This window comes from Brevundimonas sp. EYE_349, assembly GCF_023147505.1.
GTDB lineage: Bacteria > Pseudomonadota > Alphaproteobacteria > Caulobacterales > Caulobacteraceae > Brevundimonas.
On record NZ_JAHXPB010000007.1, the window covers coordinates 13694 to 34047 of the forward strand.

The following is a 20354-nucleotide window of genomic DNA, read 5'->3' on the forward strand; positions in this document are numbered from 1 at the left end:
GGCGGTGCAGAACCCGGTCGCCGCCTTCCTGCGGCTGATGGGGTGGCTGTGGGTGCTGGCGCGCCACGACGCCCTGGTCCCGCGCGAAGTCACGCCCTTGCTGCCCGCCTGGACGCGGCCGTTCGCGCGGTTCTTGCAGATGTTTTCCGGCCGCGCCGGACGTCAGGGGCGGCCGGGCCAGAGGCTGGGCAAGGCGTTCGAGCATCTGGGACCGGTGGCGATCAAACTGGGTCAGGTTCTGGCCACGCGCGCGGACATCTTCGGGCTGGAGTTCGCGCGCGACCTGGGGCGTCTGAAGGACGCCCTGCCCCCCTTCCCGGAAGCCGAAGCCCGCCGCGAGATCGAGAAGTCGCTAGGTCGGCCGGTCGAAAGCCTGTTCACCGACCTGGGGCCGGCGGTCGCCGCCGCCTCCCTGGCCCAGGCGCACCGCGCCACCCTGGCCGACGGGCGAGCCGTCGCGGTCAAGGTGCTGCGGCCGGGGGTGGAGCGCCGCGTCGCCAATGGGCTGGATTCCATGCGGCTGGCCGCGCGGCTGGTCTGGCGGCTGGTTCCGATGGCGCGCCGGCTGGAGCCGTCCGCCTTTGTCGAGACCATCGCCAACTCGCTGGACCTGGAGCTGGACATGCGGCTGGAGGCCGCCGCCGCCAGCGAGATGGCCGAGGTCATGGCCAAGGACGGGTATATGTCGGCCCCCGCCGTGATCTGGGACGGGGTGGGCAAGCGGGTGCTGACGCTGGAATGGGCGCAAGGCGTGCCCATGACCGACCCTGCCCTGATGGACCTGCCCGGCATCGACAAAGATCAGTTGGCCGACAATGTGGTGCGCGCCTTCCTGGTCCAAGCCTTGGACCACGGCGCCTTCCACGCCGACCTGCACGAGGGCAATCTGTTCGCCAGCGCGCCGGCCCACCTGACGGCCATCGACTTCGGCATTGTCGGGCGGTTGGGACCGGCGGAGCGACGCTATCTGGCGGAAATCCTGTGGGGCTTCATCAGCCGCGACTACGACCGCATCGCCCGCGTCCATTTCGAGGCCGGATACGTTCCCGCCCATCATTCGGTCGAGACCTTCGCCCAGGCCCTGCGCGCGGTGGGCGAGCCGGTGATCGGCCGCGCCGCCAGCCAGGTGTCGATGGGTCGCCTGCTGGGCCAGTTGTTCGAGATCACCGCCCTGTTTGACATGAGCCTGCGGCCTGAACTGATCCTGCTGCAGAAGACCATGGTCTCGGTCGAAGGGGTGGCGCGCCGCCTGCAACCCGACCACGACCTGTGGAAGGCGGCCCAGCCGGTGGTCGAGCGCTGGATCCGACGCGAACTGGGCCCCCAAGCTCAGGCTCGCGACGCCCTGGACGACATGATCGCGGCGGCGCGCGCCATCTCGCGCCTGGTGCAGGAGCCGCCGCGTCCGACCACGGTGGTCATGGAAAAGTCGGGAACTCCGGCTTGGCTGACGGCTTCCGTCACCGTCGCGGTCATCGCGGCCCTGACGGCTTTGGGCCTTTCGCTCTGGCCCTATCTGACCTGACCGGAGCCCTTATCATGACGACGATCCTGACCAAGACCCTGCTGGGCGCCGCCCTGATCCTGACGCCCGCGCCGGCCCTGGCCCAGGCGGCCGCGGCCTCGGTGCCGAACGCCTTCGACCGCCCCGCCCAAACCCAATCCCAGCCGCAGGTCGCCCCCGCGCGCCCGGCGCAGGCTGCGCCGCCGGCGACTTCGGCGACATCGGCCGCCGCGCCGGACATCGCCCGGGCCGAAGAGGCGCTTCGCGGCGTGATCGCCGACGTCCAGGGCGCCGGTTTCGACTATTCCGACTTCACGCCCAATCTGGCGGCCCAAATCCGCCAGCAGGCCGAACAGGTAAGCTCGCTGATCAAGAGCTTCGGCGCGGTGAAGACGGTCGAATACGAACGTCAGGAAGGCGAGGCCCAGAAGTTCAAGGTCACCTTCGACAATCAGGCGACCGAATGGGTGATCGGCTTCGATGCCGACGACAAGATCGCCGCCCTGCTGTTCCGCCCGGCCGAAAGCTGATCCCTCAGGCCTCCGTCGCGGGCGGCGCGTCGTCGTCCGGGATGGGGCCGGTCTGGTGGTACAGGCGCGCCGCCGCGTAGCAGGGCGCCACTGTGCAGGTCTTCATGATCACGCGCGCGGTGTAGGTTCCGTCGGCGGCCGGTCGGATGTTTATGACGGGCGCCGAGTCCGGCAGGGTGTCGCGTTCGACTATCTTGCCGGCCGGATCGACCAGTTCCATGTCCAGGTCCGAGCATTCGGAATCGCATTCGGCGATGATGCGATAGGTCTCGCCGCGTTTGAGGGGCACGGCCCAGGGGTGAACCTGGGTGGGCTGGAGGGCGACCACGATGTCCTGCACGCCCGGCATGGGCGAAAACCCCTTGGCCAGTTCCTTGGCGGCGTCATCCAGATAGTTGCCGGCCACTTCCTCGATCTGCCGCCGATCCTTTTCTGAAAGCGAGACCTGGGGCGTGGCGGCGATGACGGCCTTGTCCTGTTCGGACTGGGCCGGCGCAGGCGCCGGAGCCGCCGGGGCGGGCTCGGCGTCGTCCTTCTTGCGGATTTCGTACTGGCCGCAGGCGCCGAGCGTCCCGGCAACCGCCAGCCCCATCGTCATCGCCCGAAATCGCTGCATCCGCGCCTCTTCCAACCGTTGCCGTAAGGGGTGAACGATAACGCACCGAAGATGTTCCGCGCGCGTCAGTCGTCGTGGCTGGGCCTTCCCCGGCCGGACTTGATGGCGCCGCGGCTGGTCTTGGCCTTCAACCGTCGCTCCTTGGACGCCTTGGTGGGGCGGGTCGGCACGCGAAAGACCGGACGGACCGAGGCGGCGTCCACCATCTCCTGAAGCCGGGCCATGGCGTCGGCGCGGTTGCGCTCCTGGGTGCGGAACCGCACGGCGTTGATCAGGATCACGCCCTCCTGCGTCAGGCGACTGCCCGCCAGCTTCATCAGACGCGTCTTGACCGGCTCGGTCAGGGAGGGCGAGTTTCTGACGTCGAACCGCATCTGGACGGCGGTGGCCACCTTGTTGACGTTCTGCCCCCCCGGACCCCCGGCGCGGTAGAAGTGAAACTCCAGCTCGTCCTCGGGGATGACGGTGGTCATGGGGCGGCCTTGCGCGCCTTGACCACGGCCTGATCCAGCGCCTGAAGGAAACGCGAACGGTCGGCGGCCGAGAAGGGCGGCGGGCCGGACGTCGCCACCCCCATCGACCGCAGATGCTCGCCCACCATCCGCCCAGCCAGGGCCGAGCCGATCGAATCGGGGGTGAAGGGCTGGCCGTTGGATTTCAGCGCCTGGGTGCCTGACTTCAGGCAGCGGTCGGCCAGAGGGATATCGGCGGTGATCACCACATCGCCCACGGTCGCCCGTTCGGCGATCCAGTCGTCGGCGATGTCCGGGCCGGCGTCCACCACCACCTGTTCGATCAGCGCCTCGCGCGGGACCTGCATCCAGGTGTTGGAGACGACATAGGTCTTCAGCCCATAGCGGCGGGCGACGCGATAGACTTCCTCCTTCACGGGACAGGCGTCGGCGTCGATGTAGAGCGTCGTGGGCATGTCGAACGACCTAGCGCGGACTGGGATGGGCGTCACCTGTCCGGCGCATCTTCCCAAGCCCACTCCCACGCCGTCATCCCTGGGACAAGCCTTGGGATGACGGGACGGGAATACATAAAGGGCGGGACCGAAGTCCCGCCTTTTGGTTTCGACCAAGGACGCCCTTAGTTCCGATAGGCCGGCGGCATCGGCGTCTGTTGGCGATAGCGGTCGCGCAGCAACAGCGGGCGGCTGGTCAGCGGTTGTTCGACGCCGTTGACGAAGATGGCCGAGGGCTGGCTCAGCGGCTCCAGCGGATCGCCGGACCAGACCACCACGTCGCCGGCGGCGCCTGGCGCGATCTGGCCGAACTGTCCCGCCATGCCGAAGATCCTGGCGGGATTGACCGTCAGGGCGGCGATGGCGGCCTGATAGGGCAGTCCGTGCGACACCGCATTGCCGGCGTTGTAGCGGGCGTCGCGGGCGCGGTGGGTCGAGCCTTCGTTACCCTTGATGGCGATCAGCACGCCGGCCGCGTTCAGGGCCGCTGCATTCTCCATCCGCGCGGCCCGCATCTCGAAATCGGAGGGCAGGTTGTCGATGGGGTTCAGCAGCACCGGCACGCCGGCCGAGGCGATGTCGCCCGCCACCAGCCAGCCTTCCTCGGCGCCGTCCAGGATCAGCCTGATCCCCTCTTCTCGCGCCAGCCGCAACACCTGCTGGATGTCGGATGCGCGGTGCACGGTGACGATCAGCGGCAGGGTCCCGTTGGCCACCGGGATCAGGGCCTCCAGGTCCGCGCGCGACAGGCTGAGATTGCGCAGGGCCGCCCGGTCGTAGGCGGACTTGTTGCGGGCGTAGAGGCGCACCTCGGCCATCGTCTCCTTGAACAGGACGAACTGGGCGCCGCGCGCGCCGCCGGCGACCGCCGCCCCCGCTTCGCCGAACGGGGCGACCATGGCCACGCGCGGCTTGACTAGGATGTCGGCCCCGCCGCCGGCCAGATTGGGGCCCAGGTTGATGATGGCGGCCTGGCCGGCGAACAGGCCAGGCGTCTGATAGCCGCCGTCGCCGGCGCCGGCCGTCTCGTCCTCATGCACATGACCACCCGAAGAGCCGGGATGCTGGGGCACGACGACGGCGCGGGTGATGCCGCCCAACCGCGCGACCGGCAGGGTGAAGGACCAGGGGTCCAGCCCATAGGAGATGTCGAAGGCGGCGCTGAGCGTATTGGCGCTGTTTCTCAGTTCGTTGGTGCCGCGCACCGATCCGACCTCTGTGCCCGCAAGGCCCGAATCCACGGCCACGAATCCGGGCGCCACGGTCTTGCCGGCCGCGTCGATGACGCGGGCGCCCGATGGGGCGGCGCCGGTGCCGACCGAGACGATCTTGCCGTCGCGCAGGACGACCGTGCCGCTTTCGATCACCGAGGTCCCGGTCAGGATGCGGCCGCCGACGATGGCCACGGTTTCCTGGGCGAAGGCGGGCGCGGCGAGCGCCAGGGCCGCTGCGGCGCCGGCGAGAATGGACGAGAGACGCATCAGCGGGCTCCTTCCCTGACGTTGGCGGCGGTCAGACCGTAGCCGGGCTGGCCCAGTTCGAAGTCGCTGGTCGGCTGATAGGCGGGGTTGGAACGGTCGAAGGTCAGGGCGCCGTCGATGAAGACCTGATCGGCGCGGGCGTAGATGGAGAAGGGATCTGCGCTCCAGATCACCACATCGGCGCGCAGGCCCGGCGTCAGCGACCCGGTCTGATCGGCGATGCCAATGGCCTTGGCGGCGTTGGAGGTGAACCAGCCGATGGCGTGTTCTTCAGAAATGTTCAGCCCGGCGCGGCGGCCTGCCGAAAGGGCGGCGGCGGCCTCCTGGTTCAGGCGCTGGGTCAGCAGGGCGTCGTCGGAGTGGATGACGGCGCACGATCCGGGTTGAGCGTCGACCAGGGCGGCGTTCTCCTCGATGGCGTCCAGCGCCTCCATCTTGAAGCCCCACCAGCCGGTCCACATGGCTGCGCATATGCCGTTCTGGGCCAGTTGCGGCGCCAGTTTGTAGGCCTCGGTGGCGTGGTGGAAGGTGGCGATGCGGTAGCCGAACTCCTTGGCCATATCCATCATCAGCGCCATCTCGTCGGCGCGGTAACAGTGGTTCTGGATCAGGACCGAGCCGTCCAGAACGCCCGCCAGGGTCTCGTTCTGCAGATTGCGGGTCGGGGCCGTTCCCTCGCCGGTCTCATGCCACTTGTCCCACTTGGCCTTGTATTCGCGCGCCGCGATGAAGGCGGCGCGATAGCCGGCCATATTGCCCATGCCGGTCGCGGGGCTCTGGTTCCTGCCGCCATAGACGCGCGACGGGTTCTCGCCGCAGGCCATCTTGACCGTATAGGGGGCGGCCGGGAACTTCATGCCCTGCATGGTGACTGAGGGCACGTTGCGGATGGTCACGCCGCGCCCGCCGAACAGATTGGCCGAGCCGGGCAGGATGTGCATCGTCGTCACGCCCCCGGCGCGGGCGGTGTTGAAGCCGGGATCCTGGGGCCAGAGGGAGTGCTCAGCCCAGACCTGGGCGGTGTTCGGACTGGTCGCCTCGTTGCCGTCGCTCATGCCCTGAACGCCGGGCGAGGGGTAGACCCCCAGGTGGCTGTGCACGTCGATGACGCCGGGGGTGACGTATCGGCCGCGCGCGTCCACGACCTTGTATCCCGCAGGGATGGGGGTAGAGGCGTCGCCGACGGCGGCGATCCTGCCGTCCGTGACCACGACCACGCCGTTGTCGATCTTGCGGTCCGTGCCGGTCAGGACGGTGGCGCCGACCACGGCGAAGTTTTCGCGCGGCAGGGGCCGATAGGTCGAGGGGTAGGGATCCAACGTCGTCGCGGGGTCCAGACCCGCATCCAGGGTGCGATCCCGCGCGGGCTTGGCGGCCGCGTTCTGGTCCGAGGGCCGGCCCGTGGTCGCGCAGGCCGACAGGCCCAGCACCGCGCACGTTATGGCCGCGAGGCTGGCGCCCCGCAGATGATGTCCGATCATCGTTTCCCCTTTTCCCGATGACGCGACAGCCCGACGCGTCTTGCGGCCGTCATAGAAGGGTGTTCGGCCCGCACCGTCAAAAGGTTTTCCGCCTTCGCCGGACGGCTCGCCTAGACGCTTGACGCCGCGACGGCTAACGGCAGGCGCATGAGCGCCGACCTGCCCCCCGAAGACGACAATCCGCATCTGGACCGCCCGCTGCGGTCGTTCGGCCGCATCAAGGCCCGCCCGATCAAGCCGCGTCAGGCGGCGCTGATGGAGACCCTGCTGCCCGCGATCGCCGTACCCGATCCCAAGGCTGGGCCGCTGGACCCCAAGACGATGATGCCCGAGGCGACCGAGGTCTGGCTGGAGATCGGCTTCGGCGGCGGCGAGCATATGGCCGCCCAGGCAGCGACGCGGCCCGACGCCCTGGTCATCGGCTGCGAACCCTTCCTGAACGGCGTGGCCTCGGCTCTGCGGCACGTCGAGGAAGGCGGACTGAAGAATGTCCGCATCCACGCCGACGATGCGCGCGACGTGGTGGACGCCCTGCCGGACGCCTCGGTGGATCGGGTGCTGATCCTGTTCCCCGACCCCTGGCACAAGGCGCGCCACAACAAGCGCCGTCTGTTGCAGGATGAGACCGCCCAGGCCTTCGCCCGCATCCTGAAGCCCGGCGGAACTGTGCGTTTCGTCACCGACTGGCTGGATTACGCCGAATGGGCGCTTGAGCGGTTGGAACGCACGCCCGGCCTGGATCGGATCGGCCCGGCCGACCAGGACTGGTTCGTCCCGCCCACGGATCACGTCGTGACCCGCTATGAAGAAAAGAGGTTGGGCGACACCACGCCGGTCTTCCTTGAGTATCGGCGCGTGTGATCTCCGTCACGATTGACGGACGGCCGTCAGGGCGGACAAGTATCGCCGGTTGAACCGATCAGGGCGTTCAGGAGGGCCGACATGAAGTGGTCTGGCGGTGGGATCCGTCTGTCCGGCCTTTGTCTCAGCGCTTTGTGCGCCCCGGGTCTGTCCCTGATCCTTGTTCTGGTCTGGGCGCTGGCGGGCGCGCTTTTCGATACTGCGTCGCCTGCGAATGAAATCACGGCGTCATTGGGGTTTGCAATCCAGACCCTGGTGGCCCTGGCGGCGCTGATCGCCATGGTGACCCTATGGGGTCTGATCCCATCGTGCCTGTTCGGTGCGATGGGATGCTGGCTGGCCGAGCGCACGCTGCGGTCGGGCGGATGGTGGATGTGGGGTCTGGCCGGTCTGCTCACGGCAGGCGCCTATGTGGTGACGGCCGTCGTCTGCAGTCGTCTGTCTGGCGTTTTCAGCTTCCTGTTTTCACCCTGGCTGTTTCTGATGGAGCAGGGGCGGGCGTATGACGAGGCCCCCGGCTGGCCTTGGGATCCGACACTGGGCGGCGTCGTGGCGGCTATTCTGGCGGCGGGTTTCCTCGCGGGATCCCTCTATTTTCGCCTCAGGCACGGAGGGCGCCCGTCAAAGAGGGCTGACAAGCGCGCTTGAAACCCCTATATGCCCCCTCACATCGTTAGACCGGCGTCCAACGGCGTCGTTCCAAGCGGCGGCCCGGACGGACCGCCGCTTTTGTTTTGGATATTCGACGCTTGCGCGCAAAAACCGCCCAGGACCGCCAACTGCTTGAGCTGATCGACCCCATCGCGGAGTCGCTTGGCCTTGACGTCGTGCGCATCCGCCTGATGTCCGGCGCCAAGCGCCAGCGCCTGCAGATCATGGCCGAGCGTCCGACGGATCACGACATTTCCGTCGAACAATGCGCCAAGCTGAGCCGCGCTGTGTCGGAGGTGTTCGACGCCTCTGATCCCATCCCCGGCGAATATCTGCTGGAGGTGTCGTCGCCCGGCATCGACCGCCCGCTGACCCGTCCCGTCGACTTCGAACTGTTCGAAGGCGAGGAGGCGCGTCTGGAGACCGACCGCATGATCGAGGGCCGCAAGCGGTTCAAGGGCGTGCTGGCCGGGTTTGAGGACGGCAACGTCCTGATCGACTTGGACGGCGAGGAAGACACCGCCCTGATCCCGTTCGACTGGGTCAGCGACGCCAAACTGGTTCTGACCGACGCCCTGATGAAACGGGGCGCCGCCATTCGCGCCGCACGCGGCGAACCTGAAGACGACGGCCTGCCCCAAGATGCGTCTCTGGGCGACGCCGTCGAAGCAACAACCGACACCACGACCCCTTCTGAGGACAACGCCTGATGGCCGTCACCGGTATTTCCGCCAACCGCCTCGAACTGCTGCAGATCGCGGATGCGGTCGCGCGCGAGAAGAACATCGACCGTGAAATCGTCATCGAGGCGATCGAGGAGGCGATCCAGAAGGGCGCCAAGTCGCGTTACGGCGCCCACCACGACATCCGCGCCAAGATCGACCACAAGACCGGCGAACTGTCGCTGACGCGCCACGTCACCATCGTCGCCGACGACTGGATGCCGGAAGACGAACTGGAAGAGTTCAACGACAGCGCCATGGTGCGTCTGCGCGACGCCCAGAAGCGCGACCCCGAAGCCGAGGTCGGCAAGGAATACGTCGAACACCTGCCGCCGTTCGAGTTCGGCCGCGTCCAGACCCAGATGGCCCGCCAGGTCGTGACCGGAAAGGTCCGCGAGGCCGAGCGCGCCAACCAGTACGAAGAGTTCAAGGACCGCGTCGGCGAAATCGTCAACGGCACGGTCAAGCGCGTCGAATACGGCAACACCATCGTCGACCTGGGCCGGGGCGAGGGCGTCATGCGCCGCGACCAGTCCATTCCGCGCGAAGTGTTCAACATCGGCGACCGCATCCGCACCTACATCTACGACGTCCGGCCTGAGGCCAAGGGTCCGCAGGTGATGCTGTCGCGCGCCCATCCGGGCTTCATGGCCAAGCTGTTCGCCCAGGAAGTGCCGGAGGTTTACGACGGCGTGATCGAGATCCGCGCCGCCGCACGTGACAGCGGCTCGCGCGCCAAGATGGCCGTCCTGTCCAACGACAGCTCCATCGACCCGGTCGGCGCCTGCGTCGGCATGCGCGGCTCGCGCGTTCAGGCGGTGGTCGCCGAACTGCAGGGCGAGAAGATCGACATCATCCAGTGGAACCCGGACGAGCCGACCTTCATCGTCAACGCCCTGGCCCCGGCCGAAGTCTCCAAGGTCGTGCTGGACGAAGAAGCCGGCCGCGTGGAAGTGGTCGTGCCGGATGAGCAGCTGTCGCTGGCCATCGGTCGTCGCGGCCAGAACGTCCGTCTGGCCTCGCAGCTGACCGGCTGGCAGATCGACATCATCACCGAAAGCCAGGATTCCGAGCGTCGCCAGCGTGAGTTCGCCGAGCGCACCGCCCTGTTCCAGGAAGCTCTGGACGTGGACGAGGTCATCGCCCAGCTGCTGGTCACCGAAGGCTTCGCCACGGTCGAAGACCTGGCCTATGTCGACGCCTATGAAGTCTCCGAGATCGAAGGCTTCGACGAGGAGACCGCGGAGGAGTTGCAGACCCGCGCCCGCGAATTCCTGGACAAGAAGGCAGCCGAGCTGGACGCCAAGCGCGTCGAACTGGGCGTCGAGGACGCGGTTCTCGACGTGCCGGGCGTGACCCTGGCCATGGCCGTCGCCCTGGGCGAAGGCGGCGTCAAGACGGTCGAGGATCTGGCCGATCTGGCCACCGACGAAATTCGCGGCGGCTATGAGGTCAAGAACGGCGAACGGGTCAAGGTCCCGGGCGTGCTGGAAAGCTTCAACCTGGCCCAGGAAGACGCCGAACTGCTGATCCTGCAGGCCCGCGTCGCCGCCGGCTGGATCGACGCCTCGGAATTGCCGCAGCCCGAGCCGGAAGAGTACGAGGAAGACGGCGACTACGCCGAGGGCGAATACGATCCCGACCAGGTCTTCGGCGATGCGCCGGAAGCCGACGCCGACACGGCCGCCGAGGACGATGCGTCGTCCGACGCCGACCAGTCGCGCGACGCCTGATGAAGGACCTGGCCGTACATGAGCTTGCGCGACGCGACGATCGATAGGGAACGCCGGGACCTGGTTTCGCACCAGGTCATGGATGAATCTCGTCTGATCCGTTTCGTCGCCGGGCCTGACGGCCAGGTGGTTCCCGACCTGGGCAGGAAGCTGCCCGGTCGCGGCCTGTGGGTCGAAGCCAGCCGCGCCTCCGTCGAGGCGGCGGTCAAGAAGAACGGCTTCACCCGCGCCGCCAAGACAAAACTGACCGCCCCGGCCGACCTGGCCGATATCGTCGAACGGCTGCTGGTTAGGCGCTGTCTCGACCTGCTGGGTCTTGCCCGGCGCGAAGGCGTGCTTATATCCGGCTTTGAAAAGTCCGCCGCCAGCATCCGTTCGGGCAAGGCCGCCTGGGTGCTGGAAGCCGCTGACGGTTCGGCTGACGGGCGTGGCAAAATCCTCGCATTGGCCCGCCATCAGACCTGCAAGATCTGCGGCGCATTCACGGCGGACGATTTGAGTTTGGCCCTTGGGCTGGAAAATGCGATACACGCCGTCCTGCTTGCGGGCGGAAGGGCCGATCGGTGGACCATTGAGGTCGAACGACTGGCCGGATTTCGGCCGCTTCGCCCCCCTCACTGGGATATTCCCGGTGGCGAGGACGGATCGGCGGGAGCAACCCCGATAGGGGCGAGCTGAGGATTTTGACGGCCGAGGGCCTGTCTCCAAGGGCGGAGACGGGCTCACGGTCGTTCATGGGTATTGAGACGACGGCGGGCTTTTCCGCCCCTAGTAAAGCGACCGGATGAGCGACGAAAACGACAAGACCAACCAGGGCCAAGGCGCGGGACAAGGCAATGCGGGGGGCACGCCCTCCCAGTCGGGGCCGCGCGCCCCGCTGAGCCTGAAGCCGCGCGCCGCAGGCTCGGTTTCGACGGGCACGGTGAAACAGAGCTTCAGTCACGGGCGCTCCAAGACGGTGGTGGTCGAGACCAAGCGTCGCGCCGGCGCCGGCGGTCCGCAACGGCCGCAGGGCTTCGACGTCGCGCGTCCGCAACAGAGCGCCCAGGCGCCGCGTCCGCAGGGTCAGCGTCCGTCGCAACCCGCCGGAGGGGCTTTGTCGGCCGAAGAGCAGGAAGCGCGCCGCCGCGCCATCGCCCTGGCCACCCAGGCCAACGCCGCCAAGGCTGCGGCCGACGCCGCCGCCAAGGCCGCCGCTGACGCCGCTGCGCGCGAGCAGGCCGCCGCCACCGAACGCGCCGCCCAGGCCGCGCGCGACGAAGCCGCCGCCGCCAAGGCCGCCGCCGAGGCCGCCCGCGCCGAGGCCGCCAAACTGGCCGCCGCCGCGCCTCAGCCCGCCAAGCCCGCCCCCAAGCCTGCTGCTCCGGCTCCGGCTCCGGCGCCGGCTGCGCCCGCGCCGACGACGGCCGCGACCCCGGCGCCCGCCGCTCCGGCCCGTCCGGCCGCCCCTGCGCGCCCGACCGTCAACTTCGGTCAGCGTGTGCCCAAGCCCGGCAATCCGCAACGCGCCCCCGCCGAACGCCCCGCCTTCGGCGGACGCTCGGCCCGTGAGCAGGCGATGGGCGGCGGCGAACGGTCCTATTCGGATCGTCCGCAGTCGAACGAGCGTCCCCAGGGCGATCGCCCGCAAGGCGCCCGGCCCGGCGGCCAACGTCCGCAGGGCGCCAAGCCGGCCGAGCCTGTCCGCTATTCGGCCCTGAACCCCCGTCCCGCCCCCGGCGCCGCCCGTCCAGGCGGCCCGCGCACCGGCCCCGGCGGCCGCGCCGCGCCCAACGCGCCGCCCGCGACGCCGGAAGTGGCCCGTCCGAGCCGCGCGCCCGGCGCCGGCTTCGGTCGTCCGGTCGGCCGCGACGACGATCGCGACAAGCGTTTCTCCGACGCCGGCAAGGCTGTCAGCCGCACGCGCGGCGAGCCCAAGCGCCGTGAAGGCCGCATGACCATCCAGTCGGTGGTCGGCGACGGCGACGCCGCCGAGCGGATGCGCTCGCTGGCCTCGGTGCGCCGCGCCCGTGAACGCGAGAAGGAAAAGCGCAAGGGCGGATCGACCGACGCGCCGAACCGTCCGCGCGAAGTGGTCATTCCCGACGTCATCACCGTGCAGGAGCTGTCCAACCGGATGGCCGTGCGCGGCGTCGACATCATCAAATTCCTGATGCGCCAGGGCATGATGATGAAGATCAACGACGTGATCGATTCCGACACCGCCGAACTGGTGGCCGAGGAGTTCGGCATGGCGGTCAAGCGCGTGTCCGAATCCGACGTTGAAACCGGCTTCCTGGCCGAGGCCGACGACGAGGGCGCCACCGAGACGCGCGCGCCCGTCGTGGCGATCATGGGCCACGTCGATCACGGCAAGACCTCGCTGCTGGACGCCCTGCGCACGACCGACGTCGCGGGCGGCGAAGCCGGCGGCATCACCCAGCACATCGGCGCCTATCAGGTGCGTCTGGAAGACGGCCAGAAGGTCACCTTCCTGGACACGCCTGGCCACGCCGCCTTCTCGGCCATGCGGGCGCGTGGCGCCAATGTGACTGACATCGTGGTGCTTGTGGTCGCCGCCGACGACGGCGTCATGCCCCAGACCATCGAGGCCATTCAGCATGCCAAGGCCGCCGAAGCCCCGCTGATCGTCGCCGTAAACAAGATGGACAAGCCCGGCGCCACCTCGCAGAAGGTCGTGAACGAACTGCTGCAGTACGAGGTCATCGCCGAGAGCCTGGGCGGCGACACCCAGATCATCGAGGTGTCGGCCAAGGAGCGGATGAATCTCGACGGCCTGCTCGAAGCCATCCTGGTTCAGGCCGAGGTCATGGACCTGCGCGCCAACGCCGATCGTTCGGCCGAAGGCGTGGTCATCGAGGCCAAGCTGGACAAGGGTCGCGGCCCTGTCGGCACCGTCCTGGTCAAGCGCGGCACGCTGAAGCGCGGCGACATCGTCGTCGCCGGCGGTTCGTGGGGCAAGGTTCGCGCCCTGTTGAACGAGCGCAACGAGCAGTTGACCGAAGCCGGTCCTTCGGTCCCGGTCGAGATCCTGGGTCTGGACGAGGCTCCGTCTCCCGGCGACGTCTTCGCCGTGGTGGATTCCGAGGCCCGCGCCCGCGAACTGACCGAATATCGTCAGCGCGTGAAGCGTGAGAAGGCTCAGGTTTCGGGCGGCTCGGTTTCGCTGGTCGATATGATGGCCAAGCTGGGCTCCAAGAAGATCAGCGAACTGCCGGTCGTCATCAAGTCCGACGTCCAGGGTTCGGGCGAAGCCATCGCGGCCTCGCTGGAGAAGATGGGCAACGACGAAGTCCGCGCCCGCATCGTCTATTCCGGCGCCGGCGGCATCACCGAGAGCGACGTCAACCTGGCCAAGTCGGCCGGTGCGCCGATCCTGGGCTTCAACGTCCGCGCCTCGAAACAGGCGCGCGACCTGGCCGAGCGCGAAGGCGTGGAGATCCGTTACTATTCGATCATCTACGACCTTCTGGACGACATGAAGGGCGTGCTGTCGGGTATGCTGGCGCCGCTGCAGCGGGAAACCTTCCTGGGCAACGCCGCCGTCCTGCAGGTGTTCGACATCTCCAAGATCGGCAAGATCGCCGGTTGCCGCGTCACCGAAGGCGTCGTGCGCAAGGGCGCCCGCGTCCGCATCATCCGCGAGGATGTGGTGGTGCTGGAGCTGGGCGTGCTCAACACGCTCAAACGCTTCAAGGACGAGGTCAACGAGGTGCCCTCGGGCCAGGAGTGCGGCATGCAGTTCCAGGGCTTCCAGGACATCAAGGAAGGCGACTACATCGAGTGCTTCACGGTCGAAGAGATCAAGCGCACCCTGGACTAGGTCCGGGTTCGCGGCATCGAGAGAGGCAGGCCCGGAACCCAGGTTCCGGGCCTTTTCTTTTGCTGAATCCTGCGCAAGATGCGCGTCGTCGCTCGGGGGATGCTCATGGCCAGACCACATCTGCCGTCGGGCGATTTCTTCGGCGCCGCCGCGCGCACGATCGAGTCCGGCGGCTTTCGTGTCGGGCTGTGGATCGCCAGTCGGCCGCCCGAGGCCGTCGAGGGCCACGTCCATGACGACGCCCATTTCATCCTGGCGCTGGACGGCGGCTATCGCAGCCTGGCCCACGATCCGCTGACGCCAGGGGACGCCGCCTTCGATCCCGGGGCTCTGGTCTGGAACCCTGCCGGGGTCGAACACAACGACTGCTTCGACGTGGCCGGCGGACGGTTCCTGTCGGTCAGTTTCGATCCGCCGAAGGGGGCGCATCGGGGCCGTCCTATGCGTTTGCGCGGTGCGGGCGCCCAGGGGGCGGCGCGGCGGCTGGTCGGGGTCGCAGCTCGCTTTGCGGCAGGGGATGCGGTGGTCATCGAGAGCCTGGCCCTGGACCTGGCGAGCGCGGTTCTGTCGCCCGCCGAACTGGCCGAGGATCCCGCGCCCGAATGGCTGTGGCGCGCCCACGAGGTCCTGCACGATCTGGCCGACAGACCTGGACTGGAGGTGGCGACAGTGGCCCGCATCGTCGGGGTCCATCCTGTTTCCCTGGCGCGCCGCTACCGCCGTCACTTCGGCTGCTCCCCCGCTGCGGCCATCCGCCGGGCGCGCGCAGATCGGGCGGCTGGGCAGATCGCGCGCGGCCGGAACCTGGCCGAGTTGGCCGTGGGCGCAGGTTATGCCGATCAGAGCCATCTGACCCGCGAGTTCGGTATGATCTACGGGCTGACGCCAGCGCGCTATCGCGCGTTGTTCGCCTAGAGCGGAATCGGTTTCATCTGTTCAAGACGACCGCCATCGTCAGATGAGATTGCGGGCCGCTTCACTCCCTAAAGGATCGTCATGCGTAACCTGTTTCTCGCGACCCTCGGGTTCGTGTTCGCCGCTGCTCCCGCCCTTGCGGAACCGAACTGGCCCGTCGCCCAACCGGAAACCCAGCAGGTGTCGGCCGAAGGTCTGGCGACGATGGATGCGGCCGTCCGCGCCGGAAGCTTCCAGAAGATCACCAGCATCCTGATCGCACGCCACGGACGTCTGGTGCACGAGGTCTATTTCGACGCGGCGGGACGCGAAGGACGGCGCAACACTCGATCCGTGACCAAGACGGTGACCGCCATGCTGGTCGGCGCCGCCATTGCGCGGGGCGACATCGCCGGGATCGACGCTCCCGTCCTGCCCTTTGTCGCGGACCACGGGCCGTTCGACAATCCCGATCCGCGCAAGGCGGCGATGACCATCGAAGACCTGTTGACCATGAGCTCACTGCTGGAATGCGACGACGACAACTCATTCTCGCGCGGCAACGAGGAGCGGATGTATCTGATCGAGGATTGGGTGAAGTTCGCCATGGACCTGCCGGTGCGCGGCTTTCCCGACTGGATCCCGCGTCCCGAAAACCAGCCCTATGGCCGGGCCTTCTCCTACTGCACCGCGGGGGTGACGACCCTGGGCGCCGTGGTCCAGTCGGCGACCGGCAGGCCATTGCAGGATTTCGCCCGCGACGCTCTGTTCGGACCCCTGGGGATCGAGGGTGAGCGCTGGCAGATATCGCCGACCGGCCTGGCTCAGGGCGGTGGCGGCCTGGGACTGCGCAGCCGCGATCTGTTGACCCTCGGCCAGCTTCTGTTGAACCAGGGGCGGTGGGAAGGTCGTCAGGTCCTGCCTGAGGTCTGGACCCGGGCCATGACCACGCCCCACGCCAACGTCGATCCGCAAAAGGGCGACTATGGCTATCTGATCTGGTTGCCGACCCATTCGGTCGCGGGCGCGCCGCATCCCGCCTGGACTATGTCGGGCATGGGTGGAAACAAGGTCGCGATCATTCCCGATCTGGACGCGGTGGTGGTTGTGACGACCGAGAACTTCAACGTCCGCAATCCGCACGGTCTGGCCGATACGCTGATCACCGACCATGTGTTGGCGGCGATGAAATAGGGCGTTCGTTCGCGCTTCGTCAGTGGACGGGGCCGGTCGTTGGCGAAGGCGGGGCGTTCATCGCCGCAAGTCAAGTGGCGGCGCGGCGGGGGCGTCGGCAGGGTTTGGTCATCGAGAGCCGGCCGTCGGTTCTCACCCGATCAGGACGCCGCATATGAAAACCCTCGCCGCCATCACCCCGACCCTGGCCCTGCTGGTCGCCGCCGTCGCCTCGCCGGCCCCGGCCGCCGATCTGACGATCCAGTTTCCCGCCGCCGCCCATCAGGGAAAGATCATGGTCGCCCTGTATGACAGCGCGGCCGGCTATGGCGGGCAAGGCGCGCCGGCCAAGGCGGCCATGGTGGATGCGGCGGCTGGTCAGACCAGTGTCACCTTCGACAGCCTGCCCGACGGCGACTACGCCGTGCGCGCCTTTCACGACCTGAACGGCGACGGCAAGATGAACACCAATCCCTTCGGCATGCCGACCGAGCCCTTCGCCTTCTCCAACAATGCGGTGGGCAACATGGGGCCGGCCGGCTGGGACCGCGCCCGCTTCGCCCTGACCGATGAGGCCGTCCAGTCCATCGATCTCAAATAAGCGCCCGCAGACATCGCCGAAGCCGGAAAGCCGACCATGACCCCCTCCCGCCGTTCCTTCCTGATGGGCGCCGCCGCCCTGTCCGCCGCCGTGGCCACGCCCGAGGTTGTTCGGGCCGCCGCCGCCCTCGACGCCGCCGCCGGCGCCGACTGGGCCGTGGCCACCGCCGACGTCGCCGCGGACTTGCCGCGCCAGGCGATGCGCCTGATCCACGGCCGCGCGCCGGCGGGCCTGGCGGGCGCCCTCTATCGCAATGGGCCCGCCAAATTCCGGCGGCCGGGCGGCTCGGCCACCCATTGGTTCGACGGTGACGGCATGATGCGCGCCTTCCGCATCCAGGACGGCCAGGCGACGCTGGAGGCCCGGTTCGCCGATACGCCCAAGCGTCGCACCGAGACCGACCTTGACTCCGTGGTCACGCCCGGCTTCGGCACCAGGGGCGATGCGCGCGCGCGCATCGGCTCCAACGACGACGCCAATGCGGCCAACACCGCCGTCATGGTCGCCGGCGACCGCATCTGGGCGTTGTGGGAGGCGGGCTCGCCCCTGGCCATGAGCGCCTCGGACCTGTCGACGCAAGGGTTCGTCACCTTGCGCGACGATCTGAAGGGCATGCCGTTCCAGGCCCATCCGCGCTATGGCCGGGACGGTTCGATCTGGAACGTGGGGCTGGCAGGCGACCGGGCCGTGATCTGGCGGCTGAACCCAGACCGCAGCCTGAACGACGCCCAGGTCATCGCCTTGCCGCGCGCCAGCTATATGCACGACTTCACCGCCACCGATCGCCACATCATCTTGGTGCTTCAGCCTTGGGTGTTCGAAACCCACGCGATGCCGGTGATCTCGGGGCTGGCGTGGCGGCCCGAGATGGGGACGCAGGTGATGGTGCTGGACAAGGACGACCTGTCCAGCCGCCGCATCTATGATCTGCCCGGCTTCTTCCACTTCCATCTGGGCGACGCCTGGGCCGAGCGGGACGGAACGATCCGCTTCGACGTGGCGGCCAGCCGCGATCCGCGTTTCGCCGTGGACGGGGCGCGGGTGCTGGTCGAGGGGCGCGGCGTCGTGCCGGGAGATCCGGCCAAGCTGGCGCTGATCACCCTTTATCCAGACGGTCGGGCCGACATGAACGACAGCGCCGTCGTCGGCGAATTCCCCAAGGCCGATCCCCGTCGCGCGGGTTTGCGGCGCAGCCTTACCGCCCATACGTCGGGCGAGACGCGGGGCCGGCCCCTGCCGACCGGCCTGGCTGTCCATGACTGGGACAGCGGACGCTCGCACGCCTTCGAGTTCGGCCTTGATCAGGTGGTTGAGGAGGCGGTCTTCGTGCCCAAGCCGGGGGCGAGCGCCGAACGTGACGCCTGGCTGGTCGGGCCGTCGGTCAATCTTCGCGACGGCCGCACCGAACTGCACGTCTTCGACTTAGCGCGAATCGAGGATGGGCCGGTGGCGACCTGGCAGGCGGACGCGGTCCTGCCGGCGGGCTTCCATGGCGTCTGGGCCGGGTGAAGGCGGCGCGGCACAACCCTTGCGCGCCTTCACGGTTCGAAAAGGCTGATGTGCCAAGGTGACGCCATGACCCCCGTTCAGACGCCCGCAGATCTCCGACCGATCACCGCCCTGCGGTTCGGCGCCGCCATCTGGGTGGCCATCTACACCTTCTGGGAAAACCTGGCCGGGGCGGGCCCGTCGAACCTGGTCGGCAAGGGCTATCTGGGGGTGGAGCTGTTCTTTGTCCTGTCCGGCTTCATCCTGTCACACGTCTATCTCCAGGCGGCGGGCGAGAAGCGGTTTTCCTATCGGGGCTTCCTGTGGGCGCGGGTGGCGCGAGTCTATCCCTTGCACCTGTTCACCCTGATCGGGGTGGGTGTTTTGGCGACCGTGGCCATGGCTGCGGGCATGGGCGTGGACCCGAACGTGCGGAACTGGGCGGCTCTGCCGGCCAACCTGCTGATGCTCCATGCCTGGGGACTGGCGCCTGTGGCGGGGTGGAACCATCCGTCCTGGTCCATCTCGGCGGAGTGGTTCGCCTATCTGTGCTTCCCGCTCTTCGCCTTCGTGTTCTGGCGGCTGCGGGCGCGGCCGGTCGCGGCGGCCCTGGGCGCCGCCGCCTTCATGGTCATCTTGTATTTCGGGTTCCACCAGGTCGCGGGCTTTTCCCTGACCGAGGCGACCATCCAGTGGGGCGCGTTGCGGATCGTGCCGTGCTTCGCCCTCGGCTGCGCCCTGTATCTGGTCTATCGTCGCGCCCCGCTGAAGGCGCCGTGGCTGTGTTCGGCCGTATCCTTCGGTCTGATGATCCTCAGCGCGGCACTGGGTCTATGGGACGGCGTAACCGTGCTGTTGTCCGGCGCCTTGATCCTATCGCTGGCCTCTCTGCCGAACGAACGGGCCGGGTGGCTGGCGTCCAGGCCCGCCGTCTATCTGGGTGAGATCAGCTATTCAGTCTATATGGTCTGCGTGCCTTGGAAGCTGCTTTCGGTCGGGCTGGCCGCCAAGCTGTTCGATGCGCCGGACAAGCAGTTTCAAATTTTCGTGTGGTTGGGCGTCGTGGCGCTGCTGCCGGTCGCTGCGGCGGTATCCTACCATCTGGTCGAACGCCCGGCGCGCAAGGCTTTGCGCGGATTGGCCGAAAAGAAAGCCCACAGCGCAATCCACAGACTGCCGCACGGCGATATGCCGAAACAACTTGCTACGGGCCGTGATCCCATGGCCTAAAGGGCGCCTCATAGACGGGTCGGGATACCCTAGGCATGACGAAACGGCTCAAAGCCGCCGCGGTTGCGGCGACCCTCGGTTTTTTCGCGCTGGGGGCCGTCCCGTCCACCGCAAAGGCCGATGAGCCGTATTGGCAGTGCGTAACCTTCGCCCGCATGTTCTCGGGCATCAACATCTTCGGCGACGCCTGGACCTGGTGGCGCCAAGCCACCGCCAACTTCCGCACCGGCAAGGCGCCTGAGACCGGCTCGGTCCTGGTCTTCCGCCCCGAGGGCCGCATGAGCCGGGGCCACGTCGCCGTCGTCTCCGACATCCTGACCGACCGCGTGGTCCGCGTGACCCACGCCAACTGGGGCGGCAGCCGCGGCAAGGTCGAGGAGAACGTCACCGTCGTCGACGTCTCGCCCTCGAACGACTGGTCGCAGGTCAAGGTCTGGTACAATCCGATCAATGATCTGGGCGCCACGGTCTATCCGACCTACGGCTTCATCTACAAAGGCGCCCGCGACGCCTTCGACGCCGGCCGGCAGATGGCCGCCAACGTCTCGATCCAGAGCCAGCATTAAGAACCCTCCGGCTTGCGCCGTCCGTCGCTGCGG

At 68.1% G+C, this 20354-nt stretch carries 19 protein-coding genes; 14 read left to right on the forward strand and 5 right to left on the reverse strand.

Going from position 1 to position 20354, the window contains the following annotated elements:
* Window positions 1–37 precede the first annotated feature (37 nt).
* A complete protein-coding gene (gene ubiB, locus KZX42_RS13035) occupies window positions 38–1525 on the forward strand; it encodes a 2-polyprenylphenol 6-hydroxylase (protein WP_248120213.1) in 1488 nt (495 codons plus the stop codon).
* 14 nt (window positions 1526–1539) lie between these two features.
* On the forward strand, window positions 1540–2034 hold the full coding sequence (locus tag KZX42_RS13040) for a hypothetical protein (RefSeq protein WP_248119864.1): 495 nt from the start codon (window positions 1540–1542) through the stop codon (window positions 2032–2034).
* A gap of 4 nt (window positions 2035–2038) precedes the next feature.
* On the opposite strand, the gene KZX42_RS13045 is transcribed toward KZX42_RS13040, so the two are convergent.
* From KZX42_RS13045 to KZX42_RS13065, 5 genes are all read right to left on the reverse strand, one after another.
* Window positions 2039–2650, reverse strand: coding sequence for a PPC domain-containing protein (locus KZX42_RS13045; protein ID WP_248119866.1), 612 nt, complete (start codon window positions 2648–2650; stop codon window positions 2039–2041).
* A 65-nt stretch (window positions 2651–2715) separates the two neighbouring features.
* Window positions 2716–3123, reverse strand: coding sequence for an alternative ribosome rescue aminoacyl-tRNA hydrolase ArfB (gene arfB, locus KZX42_RS13050; RefSeq protein WP_248119869.1), 408 nt, complete (start codon window positions 3121–3123; stop codon window positions 2716–2718).
* Window positions 3120–3578, reverse strand: a complete 459-nt coding sequence (locus tag KZX42_RS13055) for a YaiI/YqxD family protein (protein ID WP_248119871.1) — start codon at window positions 3576–3578, stop codon at window positions 3120–3122. The genes arfB and KZX42_RS13055 overlap by 4 nt, the downstream gene beginning before the upstream one ends.
* 164 nt (window positions 3579–3742) lie before the next feature.
* Window positions 3743–5098 carry an amidohydrolase family protein gene (locus KZX42_RS13060; RefSeq protein WP_248119874.1) on the reverse strand — a complete coding sequence of 452 codons (1356 nt, stop codon included), beginning with the start codon at window positions 5096–5098 and terminating at the stop codon, window positions 3743–3745.
* Window positions 5098–6579 carry an amidohydrolase gene (locus tag KZX42_RS13065; RefSeq protein WP_248119877.1) on the reverse strand — a complete coding sequence of 494 codons (1482 nt, stop codon included), beginning with the start codon at window positions 6577–6579 and terminating at the stop codon, window positions 5098–5100. The genes KZX42_RS13060 and KZX42_RS13065 overlap by 1 nt, the downstream gene beginning before the upstream one ends.
* Window positions 6580–6726: 147 nt before the next feature.
* On the opposite strand from KZX42_RS13065, the gene trmB reads away from it, so the two are divergent.
* From trmB to KZX42_RS13125, 12 genes are all read left to right on the forward strand, one after another.
* Complete coding sequence (gene trmB / locus KZX42_RS13070) at window positions 6727–7440, forward strand: tRNA (guanosine(46)-N7)-methyltransferase TrmB (protein ID WP_248119879.1); 714 nt, start codon at window positions 6727–6729, stop codon at window positions 7438–7440.
* A gap of 81 nt (window positions 7441–7521) precedes the next feature.
* A complete protein-coding gene (locus KZX42_RS13075; protein WP_248119881.1) occupies window positions 7522–8088 on the forward strand; it encodes a hypothetical protein in 567 nt (188 codons plus the stop codon).
* Between the two features lie 101 nt (window positions 8089–8189).
* Window positions 8190–8801 (forward strand): ribosome maturation factor RimP, encoded by a 612-nt coding sequence (gene rimP / locus KZX42_RS13080; RefSeq protein WP_248119883.1) that lies wholly within the window; start codon window positions 8190–8192, stop codon window positions 8799–8801.
* Entirely contained in the window at window positions 8801–10546 is a 1746-nt protein-coding gene (gene nusA / locus KZX42_RS13085) for a transcription termination factor NusA (RefSeq protein WP_248119884.1), read from the forward strand. The genes rimP and nusA overlap by 1 nt, the downstream gene beginning before the upstream one ends.
* 18 nt (window positions 10547–10564) lie before the next feature.
* Window positions 10565–11224 carry an RNA-binding protein gene (locus KZX42_RS13090; protein WP_248119886.1) on the forward strand — a complete coding sequence of 220 codons (660 nt, stop codon included), beginning with the start codon at window positions 10565–10567 and terminating at the stop codon, window positions 11222–11224.
* 106 nt (window positions 11225–11330) lie between these two features.
* Entirely contained in the window at window positions 11331–14369 is a 3039-nt protein-coding gene (infB, locus tag KZX42_RS13095; protein ID WP_248119888.1) for a translation initiation factor IF-2, read from the forward strand.
* Between the two features lie 105 nt (window positions 14370–14474).
* Window positions 14475–15284, forward strand: coding sequence for an AraC family transcriptional regulator (locus tag KZX42_RS13100; RefSeq protein WP_248119890.1), 810 nt, complete (start codon window positions 14475–14477; stop codon window positions 15282–15284).
* An 81-nt stretch (window positions 15285–15365) separates the two neighbouring features.
* Window positions 15366–16457, forward strand: coding sequence for a serine hydrolase (locus KZX42_RS13105; protein ID WP_248119892.1), 1092 nt, complete (start codon window positions 15366–15368; stop codon window positions 16455–16457).
* Between the two features lie 154 nt (window positions 16458–16611).
* The gene (locus KZX42_RS13110) at window positions 16612–17037 is read left to right on the forward strand and encodes a DUF2141 domain-containing protein (RefSeq protein ID WP_248119894.1); all 426 of its coding nucleotides are present in this window, start codon (window positions 16612–16614) and stop codon (window positions 17035–17037) included.
* Window positions 17038–17073: 36 nt separating this feature from the next.
* Window positions 17074–18546, forward strand: coding sequence for a carotenoid oxygenase family protein (locus tag KZX42_RS13115; RefSeq protein WP_282438950.1), 1473 nt, complete (start codon window positions 17074–17076; stop codon window positions 18544–18546).
* Window positions 18547–18612: 66 nt separating this feature from the next.
* Window positions 18613–19755, forward strand: a complete 1143-nt coding sequence (locus tag KZX42_RS13120) for an acyltransferase (protein ID WP_248119903.1) — start codon at window positions 18613–18615, stop codon at window positions 19753–19755.
* A gap of 35 nt (window positions 19756–19790) precedes the next feature.
* Window positions 19791–20321, forward strand: coding sequence for a CHAP domain-containing protein (locus KZX42_RS13125; RefSeq protein ID WP_248119904.1), 531 nt, complete (start codon window positions 19791–19793; stop codon window positions 20319–20321).
* The last annotated feature ends 33 nt before the right edge of the window (window positions 20322–20354 follow it).